Here is a 15,090-nt window from a genome sequence, read left to right as displayed (position 1 = left end):
TTATTGGTTTTAGGTAAATATTGTTAAATTTGAAAGTATTGAACAACCTTAAAAAACACTATTATGAGTAAAAGAGATGAATTAATTGTTAAGTACGCTGCAGATTTAAAAGAGAAATGTGGTGTTACAGCCGATATGGATCTTCTAACTGCGGTTACTGTTGGTTGCGGACCTTCTATATACAATGCCGATTCGTCAACAGTTTCAGGAACTGATGAGAAAGAGTTAGCAACGGTGAAAAACAATTTTTTAATCAAAAAGCTAGGATTAAAAGACGGACCAGAATTGGATGCAGCTATTACAGCCGTTATTGACCAATATGGAAAATCAAATAAAAATAAGTACAGGGCAGTATTTTATTACTTACTAGTGAAACACTTCAAAAAAGAAGCGGCTTATTCAAAATAATTGGGACACAGTACCCTTTTAAAAATCCCGATTATAGCGGGATTTTTTTGTTTTAACATTTAAAATATACAACGGATTGCCTACCTTAGCAATTCAATTTTAAGCATATGATTTCAGAAGCACAATTTAAACACGAATTAGATTTAATTATTAGCAATGCTATACGTGAAGACGTAGGAGATGGTGATCATAGTTCACTAGCTTGTATTCCCTCAGATGCAGTGGGGAAAGCAAAACTATTGGTGAAAGATGAAGGGATAATTGCAGGTGTTGAATTTGCTAAAATGGTTTTTGCTTATGTTGATGCCGACATGAAAGTGGAAACTTTGATTCAAGATGGCGAAAGGGTGAAATATGGCGATATTGTTTTTTATGTGGAAGGGCGTTCGCAATCCATTTTAAAAGCAGAACGCTTGGTGTTAAATGCGATGCAACGTATGAGTTCTATAGCAACAAAAACACACGTTTATGCGGATTTGTTAAAAGGTACTGATGCGAAGGTTTTGGATACGCGCAAAACGACTCCAGGTATTCGCGCTATTGAGAAATGGGCGGTTAAAATAGGAGGTGGTGAAAACCATCGATTTGCCCTGTACGATATGATTATGTTGAAAGACAATCATATTGATTTTGCAGGAGGTATCACCAAAGCAATAGCCAAAACACAACAATATTTAAAAGAAACCAATCGTGATTTGAAAATAATTGTAGAAGCTCGCGATATGAATGAAGTACGTGAGATACTACAATCGGAAGGTGTTTTTAGAATTTTATTGGACAATTTCGATTATGATACTACTCGCGAAGCGGTGGCTTTAATCGGTTCAAAATGTTTAACGGAATCTTCGGGGAATATCAATGAGAAAACCATTCGTCAATATGCAGAATGTGGTGTCAATTATATTTCATCAGGAGCGTTAACACATTCGGTGTACAATATGGATTTGAGTTTAAAAGCGATGTAATACATGTCGGAAAATATAGAGAAAAAGCTTAATAAAATACCAGTTGTAAAACAATTGGTGGCCTTTGCAAAAGGGATATCGTTGCGTTCTTTAGAAGGATTGTCGTTGTATGATATTCTAGAGATGTATGTTTTGGGTATTTTAAAAGGAGCATTCTCTTATAGAGCAAGTGCGGTTGCCTTTAGTTTTTTTATGGCCTTGTTTCCGTTTGCCTTATTTATTTTAAACTTAATCCCTTTTATTCCTATTGATAATTTTCAAGGCGATTTCTTAACGTTCGTGGAGCAAGGAGTTCCACCCAATACGTTTGAAGCTATTGAAGCAATTATTCAAGATATTTTGAATAACAGTTACAAAAGTTTACTTTCTTCAGGTTTTATATTATCTATTTTTTTAATGACCAATGGTACAAATGCTATTTTAGGAGGCTTTGAGATGTCAACTCATATTACCATAACGAGAGGGTATTTTAAGCAGTATTTTGTAGCCTTGTTAATTTCACTCACCTTATCCTTTATCTTGATTTTTACTGTAATAGCAATTGTTTTTTTTGAGGTCTTAATACAGAAGTTTAAGCATCGTGGTTTGATAAATGAGGATATTTATTTGATAGAGTGGGGACGTTATTTATTTGTTGTTTTAATGGTCTTGATGACGACCTCTATACTGTATAAATTTGGAACTCGAGAAACTAAAGGCTTGTCTTTTATCAGTTACGGGGCTATTTTTACAACTATTTTAATTATTGTCAGTTCCTTTATTTTCGGTATATACGTGGAAAAATTTGCACGGTATAATGAGCTTTATGGATCAATTGGTACACTTCTTGTGTTAATGTTTTACATCTGGATTAACTGTATGGTACTTTTACTAGGATTTGAATTAAATGCTACCATTAGTAAATTGAAAAGAAAAAATTTATATATTTAGGGGTGAATAATTAATTAGTATTGCTATGAAAAAAATGTTTTTAATGCTTGTGTTACTTATTACGGGAGTTTTTTCGAGTGTAGCACAAAAGGAAGTTTCTGGAGTTAAAGTTTCAGATAAATTAACTTTTCAAGGTAAAGATTTTGTTTTAAATGGAGTGGGTGTTCGAGAAAAGTACTGGATTGATTTGTATGTAGGGTCGTTGTATTTACCCAAAAAAACCTCAGATGCCAAAACAATTATTAATAGTACAGATGGTGCTATTATAAATTTAAATATTGTATCTGGGATGATTACTTCCGAAAAAATGATGACTGCAGTGAATGAAGGTTTTGAAAAGTCGTTGAATGGCAAAACAGAGCCAATGAAAGATAAAATTGCGAAATTTGAATCTTTCTTCAAAGAAAAGATAAACAAAGGGGATCAATTCATAATTGCCAATTTACCAAATGAAGGGGTTACGGTTTATAAAAATGGTGTTAAAGTGGGAGTTATTGAAGGACACGATTTTAAAAAAGCACTTTTTGGAATTTGGTTGTCGGATAAACCTGCCGATAAGGATTTAAAAGCCGCAATGTTAGGCTTGTAATATAATTATAATTTTGTGTGTCAAACGTTCCCTTTTGGGGACGTTTTTTTTAATTCATTTTTTGAGAATTACTTTTTAAAGTATCTTTGTTTTATGCTGTATTTCGTAGAAGTGGTTTTGCCATTGGCAGTAGCTAAAAATTTCACCTATCAAGTTTCAGAAACAGAATTCAACTACATTCAAATAGGAATGCGGGTGGCGGTACCTTTTGGTAAAAGTAAAATTTATACTGCACTCGTAATCAACAAGCATAACAATCCACCGCAATTGTACCAAGCAAAGGAGATTCATCAAATTTTGGATGAGAAACCGGTTGTTAATGCGAAGCAGATAAAGCATTGGCAATGGTTAGCATCGTATTATATGTGTTCACTGGGAGAAGTGTATCGATCGGCTTTACCATCAGGGTTGATGCTAGAAAGTGAAACAATTATTTCAGCTAAAACTGATGCAGTTGTGGTTAGTGACGAATTAAAAGATGATGAGTATTTAATTTACGAAGCTTTACAGCGTCAGTCTTCCATTTCTATACAGGAGATTATTAAAATTTTAGGTAAGAAAACGGTTTTACCGGTTATCAATGCAATGCTCTCAAAAGGAGTGTTGGTATTGCAAGAAGAGGTGAGTGAAAAATACAAACCCAAGTTGGTTAAATACATCAGATTGCACGAACAGTTTCTGCAGCAAGAACAACTGGAATTGTTATTGGAAGAACTTTCAAGGGCAAAGAGACAAAAGGAATTGGTGTTGCATTATTTTCAGCTTCAAGCAAAAGATAAAAAGCCTATTACGGTTAAAGCTTTACAAGAAATTTCAGGAACTTCAATAGGGGTAGTCAATGCTTTGGTACAAAAAGAGATTTTTGAAACCTATTATTTAGCAGAGGATCGGGTGCGTTTTGAAAAAGAAGCAGATAGTTGGTTTGTGTTAAGTGAAGCGCAACAAAAGGCATATGATGCTATTTTGGAACGTTTTGAGCAGTTTGATGTTACCTTGTTTCATGGTGTTACGGCTTCTGGTAAAACGGAAATCTATATCAAATTAATGGAGTCGTTTATTGCAACAAAAAAGCAAGTATTATTCTTATTGCCAGAGATTGCGCTTACGACGCAATTGGTACAGCGTTTAACAGCGTATTTTGGAAACCAAGTGGCAGTTTTTCATTCAAAATATACCAATGATGAGCGTGTTGAAGTTTGGAATCAGGTTTTGAATGCTTCTGAAAAGGCTAAAGTGGTAATTGGAGTGCGTAGTGCGTTGTTTTTACCGTTTTCCAATTTAGGTTTAATCGTGGTCGATGAGGAACACGAACAAACATTTAAACAACAAGATCCAGCGCCGCGTTATCATGCTCGTGATGCTGCAGTGGTTTTGGCTAATCAACATAAGGCTAAAGTTTTGTTGGGTAGCGCTACGCCAAGTTTGGAATCCTATTACAATGTAAAGGTTCAAAAATACGGTTTGGTGACGCTAAAGGAGCGATATGGGAATGTAGTTTTACCAGAAATTGAATTGGTTGATTTAAAAGATAAATATTTCCGAAAGAAAATGAAAGGTCATTTTTCGGATGTCCTTTTGGATAATATCAATGAGGTTTTGACTCAAGGCGACCAAGTGATTTTGTTTCAAAACAGAAGAGGATATTCGCCTTATATGGAGTGTATAACCTGTGGTCACGTTCCGCATTGCCCGAGTTGTGATGTGAGTTTGACATATTATAAATTTAAAAACCAGTTGCGCTGTCATTATTGTGCTTATACCATTGCGAGTCCAACACATTGTCACAGTTGTCAATCGGTTGATTTAACGACCAAAGGTTTTGGTACGGAGCAAATTGAAGCAGAATTAAAAGCGCTTTTTCCAGACAAGCGAATTGGTAGAATGGATCAAGATACAACTCGTGGTAAGTTTGGGTATGAAAAGATAATTGATGCGTTCAAAAATCACGAATATGATATTTTAGTGGGGACGCAAATGTTGGCTAAAGGCTTGCATTTTGATAAGGTTACGTTGGTTGGTATTCTGAATGCGGATAATTTATTGAATCAGCCAAATTTTAGGGCCTATGAACGTGCGTTTCAAATGATGACACAGGTAGCAGGAAGGGCAGGACGTAATGAAAAGAAAGGAAAGGTAATTATTCAGACCTATAATGTGTATCACAATACTATTCAGCAGGTTTTGGATAATGATTACGAAGCGATGTTTAAGGAGCAGATTTACGAACGAAAAAATTTCAATTATCCGCCATTTTATCGTTTGATAAAAGTAACGTTGAAACACCGAGAATTTGAAAAATTAAAAGAAGGCTCGTTGTGGTTGTACAATGTATTGAAGCAAAATTTAAATATACCGATTCTTGGACCAGAGGAACCGGCTATTAGTAGAATTCGAAACGAATACATTCGAACGATTTTGATTAAAATTCCAACAACAATGCATCTAGGAAATACTAAAACTACGATTCAAAAAATCATAACTAGTTTTGAAGCGGTTCCCAATTACAGAGCAATAAAAAGTGTAGTTAACGTAGATAATTACTAAAGCGCTTCGATTGCTTTTGTAATGGTATCTTTTTTGTTACGGCTTATAGGGATTTTTGTGGCTCCTATTTCGGCAAATTTACTATTGAATTTTTCTACTCTTTCAAGATTTACAATGAATGATTTGTGAACTCTTAGGAATTTTCCTTCGGGTAGTTCTTTTTCAAAGGCTTTCATAGTTGAAAGCACTAAGTGGTTGTCGTCTTCTGTGATTACTTTAATATAGTCGCCAAAGGCTTCTATCCATTTTATCTTTGAAGCGTAGATTTTTAATTTTTTCAGATTACTCTTGATGATAATTGCTTCTCCTAAATCTTCATGCGAGTCGTTTTTGAGTTGATAAAGGTCAATGGCTTTTTTTACGGCTTTTAAAAAACGATCTTTGGTGATGGGTTTTTGTAAAAAATCCGTTGCTTCATAGTCGAAAGCTTTTACGGCGTAGTCGGCTTTAGAAGTTATAAAAATAATCTGAGGTTTGTTTTTCAAACCATCCAACAAGTCAAAACCATTAATTAAAGGCATTTCAATATCTAAAAATATTAAATCTACCGTATTATGGTTAATGCTGTTTTTAGCTTCAAGTGCATTGGCAAAGTCGTTTATTAAATGAAGGTTAGGTGCTTCATTTACAAGCTTTGTGATTGTCATTCTTTGAATGGCACTATCATCCACTACAATACAGTTGAGTTTCATAGACAAATAAATTACTTGTTAAATATACATTAAAAAGTGGTCAAATGCAAGATTCAGCGTTAAAAAAATAAAATAACTAGTTTGTAGTTTGATGGTTTCGAATTTATTTGTAGTTTTGCACCCAATTTTAAATAATTTAAAACATTATTATTATGAATCATTATGAAACTGTTTTCATCTTGAATCCCGTTTTATCTGAACAACAGGTAAAGGAAACAGTAAGTAAGTTTGAAGATTTTCTTACTTCTAAAGGGGCTGAGATGGTATCTAAAGAGGATTGGGGCTTAAAAAAATTAGCTTACGAAATCCAACACAAAAAAAGTGGGTTTTATCACTTATTTGAATTCAAAGCACCAGGAGAAATCATCGCTGCTTTTGATACAGAATTCCGTCGTGATGAAAGAGTTATGCGTTTCTTAACAGTATCGTTAGATAAGCACGCTATTTCATGGGCAGAAAGAAGAAGAACTAAGTTAAAAGCTAAATCAAACTAATTATGTCAACTTTAGAGCAATCTGCAAAAGGGAAAAAAGAGGGAGATATCAGATATCTAACTCCATTAAATATCGAAACTAACAAGCAAAAGAAATATTGCCGTTTCAAAAAATCAGGTATCAAATATATCGATTATAAAGATGCTGATTTCTTATTGAAGTTTGTCAATGAGCAAGGTAAAATTTTACCTCGTCGTTTAACAGGTACTTCTTTAAAATATCAAAGAAAAGTGTCTGTAGCTGTTAAAAGAGCGCGTCACTTAGCTTTAATGCCATACGTGGCCGATTTATTAAAATAATCTAATAATCTAGTTGTTGGTTTTCAGTAAAATGAAACCTAACTTCTAATAAACAAGGACAACAACATGGAACTTATTTTAAAACAAGACGTTCAAAATTTAGGATTTAAAGATGATATCGTAACAGTTAAAAACGGATACGGTCGTAACTATTTAATTCCTCAAGGTTTTGCTACTTTAGCAACTCCATCAGCAAAAAAAGTTTTAGCTGAAAACTTAAAACAAAAAGCACACAAAGAGCAAAAATTAGTTGACGATGCAAACAAAATTGCTGAAGCGTTAAGAGCTCTTGAAGTGAAAATTTCTGCTAAAGCAGGTGGTGACAAATTATTTGGATCTGTTACTAATGCAAACATTGCTGAAGTTTTAGCGTCAAACGGTCATTCAATTGATAAAAAATTCATCACTAGTGGAATCGTTAAGCGTGTAGGTAAATATTCTGCATCTGTAAGATTACACAGAGAAGTAATTATTGAATTACCATACGAAATTATTGCTGAGAAAGCTTAATTTTCAATTAAATAAATACTAAAGCTCTGCATTTTTTGCGGAGCTTTTTTTTATATTTACACTTATGAAGTATACGCGTTTAACAAAAGAACAACTGGAAGAACTTCATCCAGAATTTGTAAATTTTTTAGCAACTCAATCCATTGATAAAAAGGAATGGGATGAGTTGAAGTTGAATAAACCCGAAGTAGCGGAGCAGGAAATTGATGTTTTTTCTGATCTTATTTGGGATAAAGCAATTTCAAACGTAAGTTATATTGATCATTTTTCGAAAAATTATATTTTCTTATTTAAGTGTGTTGATACAACGGTTTATTCTTATGTGATTAATTCTTCAAATAATAATGTGGATTTTTTAAGTACAGAAGGGATTAACTGGTTAAGTGAAAATATAGCCTCTCATGAGGTGGAAATTCAACGTGGAAAAAAGGATGTTTCGAGTGATCGCAACGGTTCGTTGTTTGAAATTATTAAGCAAGGTGGAATTATTAGCAAAGGAGAATTGTTTACCAAATTAGAATTACTGTTAAATCAATAATATTAAAAATGGATGTTTTGGCAATCATCACGGCTTTACGTGAAGAATTAAATCAACATAATTACAATTATTATGTTTTGGATAATCCTACAATATCAGATTTTGAATTTGATGTTAAATTAAAGGAATTACAAGATTTAGAAGTAAAACATCCTGAATATTTTGATGAAAATTCACCTACACAACGCGTAGGTGGTGCAATTACAAAAAACTTTGAAACGGTTCCGCACGAGTATCGTATGTTTTCTTTGGATAATTCCTATTCAAAAGAAGATTTATTAGACTGGGAAGTTCGTTGCCAGAAGATATTAGGGGATGTTCCTTTGGAGTTCACTTGTGAGTTAAAATACGATGGAGCGTCTATTAGTATTTTATATGAAAACGGCGTTTTAAAACGTGCGGTAACGCGTGGAGATGGTTTTCAAGGGGATGATGTAACCAATAATATAAAAACCATAAAATCGGTACCGATAAAGTTAAAAGGAGATTATCCAGATAAATTTGAGATAAGGGGAGAAATTATACTTCCTTTTGCAGGTTTTGAAAAGATGAATCAGGATTTAATTGAAATAGGGGAGACACCGTATTCAAATCCTCGAAATACAGCTTCTGGCAGCTTGAAATTACAAGATAGTTCAGAAGTTGCAAAAAGGCCACTTGAATGCTTGTTATATACTTTGGTAGGTAATAATTTGCCAATTCGGACACAGTTTGAAAGTTTGCAAAAAGCCAGGGATTGGGGGTTTAAAGTACCGAATCAATCTGTCTTGGCTAAGAATATCGATGAAGTTTTTGAATATATCAGTTATTGGGATACACATCGCCATACTTTACCTTATGAAACGGATGGAGTAGTGGTTAAGGTGAATCAAGTGCAATACCAAGAAGAATTAGGTTTTACAGCCAAATCGCCACGTTGGGCTATGGCTTATAAATTCAAAGCCGAACAAGTAAGTACGGTTTTGAATTCTATTTCGTATCAAGTAGGTCGTACAGGTGCGATTACCCCTGTAGCCAATTTGGAGCCTGTACAATTGGCTGGAACCATTGTAAAAAGAGCTTCATTGCATAATGCGGATCAAATTGAAAAATTAGACATACGAATAGGAGATACTGTTTTTGTTGAAAAAGGAGGGGAAATTATTCCTAAAATTGTTGGGGTTGATTTATCGGAACGTAACGGAGATTCTCAGCCAACAGCTTATATTACCGATTGCCCTGAATGTAATACGGAATTGGTGCGTTTGGAAGGTGAAGCCAATCATTATTGTCCAAATTTTTACGGTTGCCCTACTCAAATTATTGGAAGAATTCAGCATTTTATTACCCGCAAAGCAATGGATATTGAAGGGTTGGGCGGTGAAACGGTTGCGTTATTATTTCATGCCGGCTTAATAAAAAATTATGCGGATTTGTATGAACTTAAAAAGGAGCAAATTGTGCCTTTGGAGCGTATGGCAGAAAAATCGGCTGAAAACTTGGTCAATGGAGTTGAAAAATCGAAATCAGTTCCTTTTGAACGAGTTTTGTATGCTTTGGGTATTCGTTATGTGGGAGAAACTGTGGCTAAAAAGCTTGCTAAGCATTATAGAAATATAGATGCTTTAGCGAGTGCATCGTTGATGGATTTAGTTTTGGTTGATGAAATTGGTGAGAAAATTGCGCAAAGTGTTGTTCAATATTTTGAAAATCAAGAAAATATAACTATTATTGGACGATTAAAGGGATATGGTTTACAACTTGAAATTGTAGAATCGGAAAACCAATCCCAATCGAATAAATTGAAAAATCAGGTTTTTGTAGTTTCTGGAGTTTTTGAAACGTATTCTAGAGATGAATTAAAGAATGCTATAGAACAAAATGGTGGTAAAGTAGGAAGTTCTATTTCTGCGAAAACTAACTATGTTGTAGCTGGTGCTAATATGGGACCTGCAAAACTCGAAAAAGCTTCAAAATTAGGAATTCCTATTATTACAGAATATGATTTTAATACGATGCTAAATGATTGAGAATAAAGCTGCGCTTAATGTTTATTTGTTTTCAGGAATTCTGTTTTTGTTTTCAGTAGTTTTTGAAAGTGAAATGGTAGCTTTGATTTTCAAACCGATGATTATTCCTTCAATATTTTTTTATTACATCAAGGCGACTAGAAGAGGGGTAAGTATTCCTTTTTCAATATCGTTATTGTTGTTTTTTTTGGGCGATATGCTTTTTTTAATCAGTCAAAATGACTTTTACGAATTGGCAATGTTATTTTTTTTGGGGGCTTATATTTTTGTTAACTTCTTTATTTTTCAGGACTTATTCTATCTTTATAAAACAAAAGCATTTAAGAGAATAGACTATTCTTTTTTAATTATTTTCGGAGCATTAGTATTGTTAGTAGTGACAATTTTAGAATTGCTTGAAACTAGTTCTTTTTTTGAAGGTTTTGCTTTTTTGTTGTTTGGATTGGAGCTAGTTTTAATGGGAGTTATGTCGGCGATTTTGTATTTTAACTCTAAGCTTTTGTATAATAAAATGAGTTTGTTTTTGGTGCTCTCAGTAGCGGCTTTTATTACTTCTGACTTGTTTTTTATACTGGATAATAAATTTTATAGTCTTCCTGTTTTCGAATTGATTAATGCATCGGCTCAAGTAGGTTCATATTATTTATATGTGTGTTATTTTTTGGAGCGTTCACGGCAAATAGTGAGTTATGATTAAGGTTATTTTTAATTGCTGTTAATTGAGATGTTTTCGGAGATGATGTTGTTGTAATTGTTGGTGAAATAAAAATCTATTCTTCCTAGGTTAATTCCGTAGCACCCAACCTGATTTATTAATACAGGTTTACCTTCACTATTGGTTTCGGTAACGGGTTTGTCCAAAAAAGTGTGGGTATGGCCACCTATAATAAGGTCAATATCTTTGGTTTTTTGAGCTAAGATTACATCGCATACTTTGTTTGGAAGATTGCTGTATTTATAGCCTAGGTGCGACAAGCAAATAATCAGATCACATTTTTCTTGGTTCTTTAGTGTATTGGTAATGTCTTCTGCAATTTCAATGGGATTGTTGTATACGGTTTCCTTGTAAAGCTTTTTGTCTACCAAGCCATCAAGCTCTACTCCTAATCCAAAAATACCGATTTTAATACCATCTTTTTTAATGATTTTATAGGGTTTTACGATTTCATTAAGAATAGTGTTTGAAAAATCATAATTTGCAGATACAAAATCAAATTTTGCATGTGGTAATTGTTTGTGAAAACCTTCTAGACCATTGTCAAAATCGTGATTTCCCATAGTCGCGACATCATATTTGAGCATACTCATCAGTTTAAATTCTAACTCTCCTCCGTAATAATTAAAATAGGGAGTTCCTTGAAAAATATCTCCAGCATCAAGTAATAAAACATTTTTCTCTTGCTGTCTTATTTGATTGATAAGTGTAGCTCGTCTGGTTACTCCACCCATATTAGCATATTGAGGATGTTCTGCATCAAAGGGGTCAATGTGACTATGAGTATCGTTGGTATGTAGTATGGTGATTTTTTTGATGTTTGTATCAATAAAGTTTAAATTATCCAAAACTAAATTGCTGCCTAATGAAACTAAAGCGGTACTTTGTAAGGTTTTATTTAGGAAGTCTCTTCTTTTCATTATGCGGTTTATTTGATGATAATTTGTTGAGTGGTAATATTGGGAATAGTGTCTTTTTTACTGAAATAGTCCAAAAGTAACCGTCTAAGTTTGTAATCTAAATCATATCGAACGTCACTTTCTTTAAAAAAAGTCATATTATCGCCTCCATTTGCCAGATAATCGGAAGTAGCCACATAGTATGTTTTGTCTCTTTCTATTGGTTTATTGCCGATTTCAATATTTAGTACTTCAGTTTCATCTTTGTTGATGTAAATTTTTATGCCTGCTAAAGGATGTGGTTTTCTGTCAGCTAAAAGATAGCTTGTTAGTTTGTACACTTGATTGCCTGATAATCCTATTACTATAATACTGTTTTCGAAAGGCATAATGTTGTAAGCGGTTCGGGTAGTTACATTTCCTTTTGGGATTATGGCTCTAATTCCACCATGATTCAATAAGCAAAAATCGATATTTTTATTTGTTCTGCTATTGAAAATGGGATTGCATAGTTCGAGGGTGCTTGTTGCAAATAGATTGCCAATATTAGTTTGCCATTTACCAATACTTTTATCTTGAGTTATGGGGTTGTATGCCAAAATGCTATCCATATCTTTAGCGATATGATTTCGGTAAGGTGTTATGTAATGTTCTATTTCATTATCAGGATTATAGCTGTTATTTATGTTGAATAAAGCGGTGTCTGTTTGATTAATCTTTTTAAAATTTGAACTGCAGCCGGTAATACCTATAAATGTTAATAATATAACAAAATATAGGTAATTACTTTTTTTCTTTTTTACATTTACCATGCTTTTGGTAGATTTAAATACTTTAATTTTGTTCAATTACGTAAAATTACTATGTTTTATAAAACAACTAAGGATTTTTTCTTAAAAAAAACGGTTAACAAAAGGTTGCTAAATAGTCAATTAGGGCTATCTCAAGGAAAGATTAATTCGATAGGGATTGTTGTAGACGAAAAGTATTTTACGAACAGAATGGACTTGTTGCAAGCTATTGCAAGCAATGGGTTTTCAAAAGAGCATATAAGTGTTCTAGTTTTTAAGGATCGTATTAAGAAAAATGATGCAATTCCAGAACCTTTTTATAGTTATAGTGATGTGACGTTTTTTGGTGCTGTAAAAAAGCAAAGTGTTGTTGATTTTGTAGCACAACCATTTGATCTTTTAATCAGCTATTACGACATAGAAAGGCCTTCTTTGACTTATGTTACTACTTTTTCAAATGCAAAGTTTAAAGTTGGATTTGAAAGTGTGAATAATCAAATGAATCATTTGTTGATTGCAACAGAAACAAAAAACTATAAAACATTTGTAAGCGAGTTGTTTAAGTATTTGAATATATTAAATAAAATTTGAAAATGAATAAATTTGTAGGAACGGGAGTTGCTTTGGTTACCCCTTTTAAAAGTGATTTTTCTGTAGATGTTGAGGCATTAAGACGTATTGTTTCTTTTGTTACAGAAGGAGGAGTAGAGTATTTAGTAGTTTTGGGAACTACTGCAGAATCGGCAACGTTAACAAAAGAAGAGAAAGAATTAGTTATTTCAACTATTGTTGAAGCTAATAATGGAAAATTGCCTTTAGTTTTAGGTGTTGGAGGAAATAATACTGCAGAGGTAGTTAACGAGTTGAAAACGAGAGATTTTTCTGCATTTGATGCTATTTTGTCGGTGTCGCCTTATTATAATAAGCCAACTCAAGAGGGAATTTACCAACATTTCAAAGCTGTTGCAGAAGCGTCACCAATACCTGTAATTTTATACAACGTTCCAGGCCGTACTGCAAGTAATATGTTGCCTGCTACAGTTGCGCGTTTGGCAAATGATTTTTCAAATGTAATTGCAATCAAAGAAGCGGCTGGTGATATCGTTCAAGCGATGAAATTAATTGAAAGTACACCAAAAGACTTTTTAGTAATTTCTGGTGATGATATGATTACATTGCCAATGGTTTTAGCTGGAGGAGCTGGGGTGATTTCTGTTATTGGGGAAGGTTTTCCAAAAGAATTTTCTGAAATGGTTCGTTTAGGATTGAATAGAAAAGTAGATGAAGCTTATGCTTTACATTATAAATTAGCAGATGCTATTGATATGATTTTTGAACAAGGAAATCCTGCTGGAATTAAAGAAGTGTTCAAAGTGTTAGGTTTGTCTGAAAACACAGTGCGTTTACCATTGGTAGGTGTAAATGAAGATTTAGCAAAACGCCTTCAAGTGTTTACCGATAACTTGCGATAAAAAAATATTTTCGTAGTATATAAATTATGCCTAATTTTGCAGTTGCTTTTTTAGGTACGTTTTTGAATTTAAAAAAGAAATATAAAAAACAATGATGGGTAAAGTATTAAGTTTTCTTTTAATCGTGCTTTTTTTTGCTTCGTGTAGTGAATATCAAAAAGCTTTAAAAAGTGAGGATGTTGCTGTTAAAGCAAAAGTAGCAAACGAAATGTATGAAAATGGAAAATACAGTAAAGCCCTTCGTTTGTATGAGCAACTGGCACCTGCATATAAAGGAAAGCCTCAGGCAGAACGTATTTTTTATTTCTATTCAAAATCATACTACTTAACAAAACAATATTATTTGGCAGCATATCAGTTTGAAAACTTTGCTGCAAGTTATCCAAAAAGTGAAAAACGAGAAGAAGCTTCTTTTTTAGCAGCAGAGTGTTATTACCGTTTGTCACCACGTTTTAGTTTGGATCAAGTAGATACCGATAAGGCTTTAACAAAATTGCAAAAGTTTATCGATCTTTATCCTAATTCGGAATATTTGCCTAAAGCTAATGAGTATGTCAAAGAATTGACGGATAAGTTAGAAGAAAAAGCATTTAAAATAGCAAAACAGTATCATGATATTGCAGATTACCGTTTTGAATACGCAACTGCAATAAAGGCATTGGATAATTTTATTTTGGACTATCCAGGTACTAAGTATAAAGAGGAGGCAATGTATTATAAGTTCGATTCGGCTTACAAATTGGCTATGAATAGTATACCAAGTAAAAAAGAAGAGCGATTAAATGTTGCTAAAACTTATTACAATAGTTTAATGAAATTTAAAGCTGATTCAGCTTTCAAAGATAAAGCTGATGATAAATTGGCGATGATAGATAAAGAGTTACAACAATATTCTAAACAATAATTAAATCATGGATTTAAAAAAGACAACTGCTCCGGTTAATACAGTTACTTACAACAAAAGTAAAATTGAAGCACCTACAGGGAACATTTATGAAGCTATTACTATAATAGCTAAAAGAGCAGGTCAAATTAATAGTGAAATCAAAAAGGAACTTATCGAGAAGTTGGAAGAATTTGCTACTTATAACGATAGTTTAGAAGAAATTTTTGAGAACAAAGAACAAATCGAAGTGTCTAAATTTTACGAAAAATTACCAAAACCTCATGCATTAGCAGTACAAGAGTGGATGGAAGATAAAATTTATCACAGAGAAGCAAATTAATACATGACG

General features: G+C 33.1%; 18 protein-coding genes. 15 read left to right on the top strand and 3 right to left on the bottom strand.

What is annotated here, in order from left to right; genetic code table 11:
• Window positions 1-63: 63 nt before the first annotated feature.
• The 5 genes from ACFS5J_RS05470 to priA all read left to right on the top strand — a co-directional run bounded on the left by ACFS5J_RS05470 (window position 64) and on the right by priA (window position 5,436).
• The gene (locus tag ACFS5J_RS05470) at window positions 64-408 is read left to right on the top strand and encodes a DUF2853 family protein (protein ID WP_379811050.1); all 345 of its coding nucleotides are present in this window, start codon (window positions 64-66) and stop codon (window positions 406-408) included.
• Window positions 409-515: 107 nt separating this feature from the next.
• On the top strand, window positions 516-1,373 hold the full coding sequence (gene nadC, locus ACFS5J_RS05465) for a carboxylating nicotinate-nucleotide diphosphorylase (protein ID WP_379811049.1): 858 nt from the start codon (window positions 516-518) through the stop codon (window positions 1,371-1,373).
• A gap of 3 nt (window positions 1,374-1,376) precedes the next feature.
• Window positions 1,377-2,303 (top strand): YihY/virulence factor BrkB family protein, encoded by a 927-nt coding sequence (locus ACFS5J_RS05460; RefSeq protein ID WP_379811048.1) that lies wholly within the window; start codon window positions 1,377-1,379, stop codon window positions 2,301-2,303.
• Between the two features lie 43 nt (window positions 2,304-2,346).
• Window positions 2,347-2,892 (top strand): chalcone isomerase family protein, encoded by a 546-nt coding sequence (locus ACFS5J_RS05455; RefSeq protein WP_379811047.1) that lies wholly within the window; start codon window positions 2,347-2,349, stop codon window positions 2,890-2,892.
• 93 nt (window positions 2,893-2,985) lie between these two features.
• A complete protein-coding gene (gene priA, locus ACFS5J_RS05450; protein WP_379811046.1) occupies window positions 2,986-5,436 on the top strand; it encodes a replication restart helicase PriA in 2,451 nt (816 codons plus the stop codon).
• Here the strand turns inward: priA and ACFS5J_RS05445 are convergent.
• The gene (locus ACFS5J_RS05445) at window positions 5,433-6,128 is read right to left on the bottom strand and encodes a LytR/AlgR family response regulator transcription factor (protein WP_379811045.1); all 696 of its coding nucleotides are present in this window, start codon (window positions 6,126-6,128) and stop codon (window positions 5,433-5,435) included. The two genes, priA and ACFS5J_RS05445, sit on opposite strands and share 4 nt — an antisense overlap.
• 152 nt (window positions 6,129-6,280) lie before the next feature.
• Here ACFS5J_RS05445 and rpsF point away from each other — a divergent pair, with 152 nt between their 5' ends.
• The 6 genes from rpsF to ACFS5J_RS05415 all read left to right on the top strand — a co-directional run bounded on the left by rpsF (window position 6,281) and on the right by ACFS5J_RS05415 (window position 10,675).
• Window positions 6,281-6,622 carry a 30S ribosomal protein S6 gene (rpsF, locus tag ACFS5J_RS05440; RefSeq protein WP_379811044.1) on the top strand — a complete coding sequence of 114 codons (342 nt, stop codon included), beginning with the start codon at window positions 6,281-6,283 and terminating at the stop codon, window positions 6,620-6,622.
• Window positions 6,623-6,624: 2 nt separating this feature from the next.
• Window positions 6,625-6,921: a 30S ribosomal protein S18 gene (rpsR, locus tag ACFS5J_RS05435; protein WP_045971798.1), complete on the top strand. Its 297-nt coding sequence runs from the start codon at window positions 6,625-6,627 to the stop codon at window positions 6,919-6,921.
• Between the two features lie 66 nt (window positions 6,922-6,987).
• Entirely contained in the window at window positions 6,988-7,431 is a 444-nt protein-coding gene (gene rplI / locus ACFS5J_RS05430) for a 50S ribosomal protein L9 (RefSeq protein ID WP_379811043.1), read from the top strand.
• 64 nt (window positions 7,432-7,495) lie between these two features.
• Entirely contained in the window at window positions 7,496-7,969 is a 474-nt protein-coding gene (locus ACFS5J_RS05425) for a DUF6495 family protein (protein WP_379811042.1), read from the top strand.
• 8 nt (window positions 7,970-7,977) lie between these two features.
• Window positions 7,978-9,978 carry an NAD-dependent DNA ligase LigA gene (gene ligA / locus ACFS5J_RS05420; protein ID WP_379811041.1) on the top strand — a complete coding sequence of 667 codons (2,001 nt, stop codon included), beginning with the start codon at window positions 7,978-7,980 and terminating at the stop codon, window positions 9,976-9,978.
• Window positions 9,971-10,675: a hypothetical protein gene (locus ACFS5J_RS05415; protein ID WP_379811040.1), complete on the top strand. Its 705-nt coding sequence runs from the start codon at window positions 9,971-9,973 to the stop codon at window positions 10,673-10,675. Before ligA ends, ACFS5J_RS05415 begins: the two co-directional genes overlap by 8 nt.
• 8 nt (window positions 10,676-10,683) lie before the next feature.
• On the opposite strand, the gene ACFS5J_RS05410 is transcribed toward ACFS5J_RS05415, so the two are convergent.
• Both ACFS5J_RS05410 and ACFS5J_RS05405 read right to left on the bottom strand, forming a co-directional pair.
• Window positions 10,684-11,613, bottom strand: a complete 930-nt coding sequence (locus ACFS5J_RS05410) for a bifunctional metallophosphatase/5'-nucleotidase (protein ID WP_379811039.1) — start codon at window positions 11,611-11,613, stop codon at window positions 10,684-10,686.
• An 8-nt stretch (window positions 11,614-11,621) separates the two neighbouring features.
• The gene (locus ACFS5J_RS05405; protein ID WP_379811038.1) at window positions 11,622-12,404 is read right to left on the bottom strand and encodes a 5'-nucleotidase C-terminal domain-containing protein; all 783 of its coding nucleotides are present in this window, start codon (window positions 12,402-12,404) and stop codon (window positions 11,622-11,624) included.
• Between the two features lie 51 nt (window positions 12,405-12,455).
• Between ACFS5J_RS05405 and ACFS5J_RS05400 the strand changes: the two genes are divergently transcribed.
• The 4 genes from ACFS5J_RS05400 to ACFS5J_RS05385 all read left to right on the top strand — a co-directional run bounded on the left by ACFS5J_RS05400 (window position 12,456) and on the right by ACFS5J_RS05385 (window position 15,081).
• Window positions 12,456-12,974 carry a DUF6913 domain-containing protein gene (locus ACFS5J_RS05400; protein ID WP_379811037.1) on the top strand — a complete coding sequence of 173 codons (519 nt, stop codon included), beginning with the start codon at window positions 12,456-12,458 and terminating at the stop codon, window positions 12,972-12,974.
• Window positions 12,975-12,976: 2 nt separating this feature from the next.
• Entirely contained in the window at window positions 12,977-13,855 is an 879-nt protein-coding gene (gene dapA / locus ACFS5J_RS05395; RefSeq protein WP_379811036.1) for a 4-hydroxy-tetrahydrodipicolinate synthase, read from the top strand.
• A 94-nt stretch (window positions 13,856-13,949) separates the two neighbouring features.
• The gene (locus ACFS5J_RS05390; RefSeq protein ID WP_379811475.1) at window positions 13,950-14,759 is read left to right on the top strand and encodes an outer membrane protein assembly factor BamD; all 810 of its coding nucleotides are present in this window, start codon (window positions 13,950-13,952) and stop codon (window positions 14,757-14,759) included.
• 7 nt (window positions 14,760-14,766) lie between these two features.
• The gene (locus ACFS5J_RS05385) at window positions 14,767-15,081 is read left to right on the top strand and encodes a DNA-directed RNA polymerase subunit omega (protein ID WP_379811035.1); all 315 of its coding nucleotides are present in this window, start codon (window positions 14,767-14,769) and stop codon (window positions 15,079-15,081) included.
• The last annotated feature ends 9 nt before the right edge of the window (window positions 15,082-15,090 follow it).

The organism is Flavobacterium chuncheonense, from assembly GCF_042686145.1.
Lineage (GTDB): Bacteria > Bacteroidota > Bacteroidia > Flavobacteriales > Flavobacteriaceae > Flavobacterium > Flavobacterium chuncheonense.
This window is presented reverse-complemented; position numbering and strand designations above follow the sequence as displayed.

Coding starts and splice junctions, on each gene's coding strand:
- ACFS5J_RS05470 (WP_379811050.1), top strand. CDS start 64: ATGAGTAAAAGAGATGAATTAATTGTTAAGTACGCTGCAGATTTAAAA.
- nadC (WP_379811049.1), top strand. CDS start 516: ATGATTTCAGAAGCACAATTTAAACACGAATTAGATTTAATTATTAGC.
- ACFS5J_RS05460 (WP_379811048.1), top strand. CDS start 1,377: ATGTCGGAAAATATAGAGAAAAAGCTTAATAAAATACCAGTTGTAAAA.
- ACFS5J_RS05455 (WP_379811047.1), top strand. CDS start 2,347: ATGCTTGTGTTACTTATTACGGGAGTTTTTTCGAGTGTAGCACAAAAG.
- priA (WP_379811046.1), top strand. CDS start 2,986: ATGCTGTATTTCGTAGAAGTGGTTTTGCCATTGGCAGTAGCTAAAAAT.
- ACFS5J_RS05445 (WP_379811045.1), bottom strand. CDS start 6,128: ATGAAACTCAACTGTATTGTAGTGGATGATAGTGCCATTCAAAGAATG.
- rpsF (WP_379811044.1), top strand. CDS start 6,281: ATGAATCATTATGAAACTGTTTTCATCTTGAATCCCGTTTTATCTGAA.
- rpsR (WP_045971798.1), top strand. CDS start 6,625: ATGTCAACTTTAGAGCAATCTGCAAAAGGGAAAAAAGAGGGAGATATC.
- rplI (WP_379811043.1), top strand. CDS start 6,988: ATGGAACTTATTTTAAAACAAGACGTTCAAAATTTAGGATTTAAAGAT.
- ACFS5J_RS05425 (WP_379811042.1), top strand. CDS start 7,496: ATGAAGTATACGCGTTTAACAAAAGAACAACTGGAAGAACTTCATCCA.
- ligA (WP_379811041.1), top strand. CDS start 7,978: ATGGATGTTTTGGCAATCATCACGGCTTTACGTGAAGAATTAAATCAA.
- ACFS5J_RS05415 (WP_379811040.1), top strand. CDS start 9,971: ATGATTGAGAATAAAGCTGCGCTTAATGTTTATTTGTTTTCAGGAATT.
- ACFS5J_RS05410 (WP_379811039.1), bottom strand. CDS start 11,613: ATGAAAAGAAGAGACTTCCTAAATAAAACCTTACAAAGTACCGCTTTA.
- ACFS5J_RS05405 (WP_379811038.1), bottom strand. CDS start 12,404: ATGGTAAATGTAAAAAAGAAAAAAAGTAATTACCTATATTTTGTTATA.
- ACFS5J_RS05400 (WP_379811037.1), top strand. CDS start 12,456: ATGTTTTATAAAACAACTAAGGATTTTTTCTTAAAAAAAACGGTTAAC.
- dapA (WP_379811036.1), top strand. CDS start 12,977: ATGAATAAATTTGTAGGAACGGGAGTTGCTTTGGTTACCCCTTTTAAA.
- ACFS5J_RS05390 (WP_379811475.1), top strand. CDS start 13,950: ATGGGTAAAGTATTAAGTTTTCTTTTAATCGTGCTTTTTTTTGCTTCG.
- ACFS5J_RS05385 (WP_379811035.1), top strand. CDS start 14,767: ATGGATTTAAAAAAGACAACTGCTCCGGTTAATACAGTTACTTACAAC.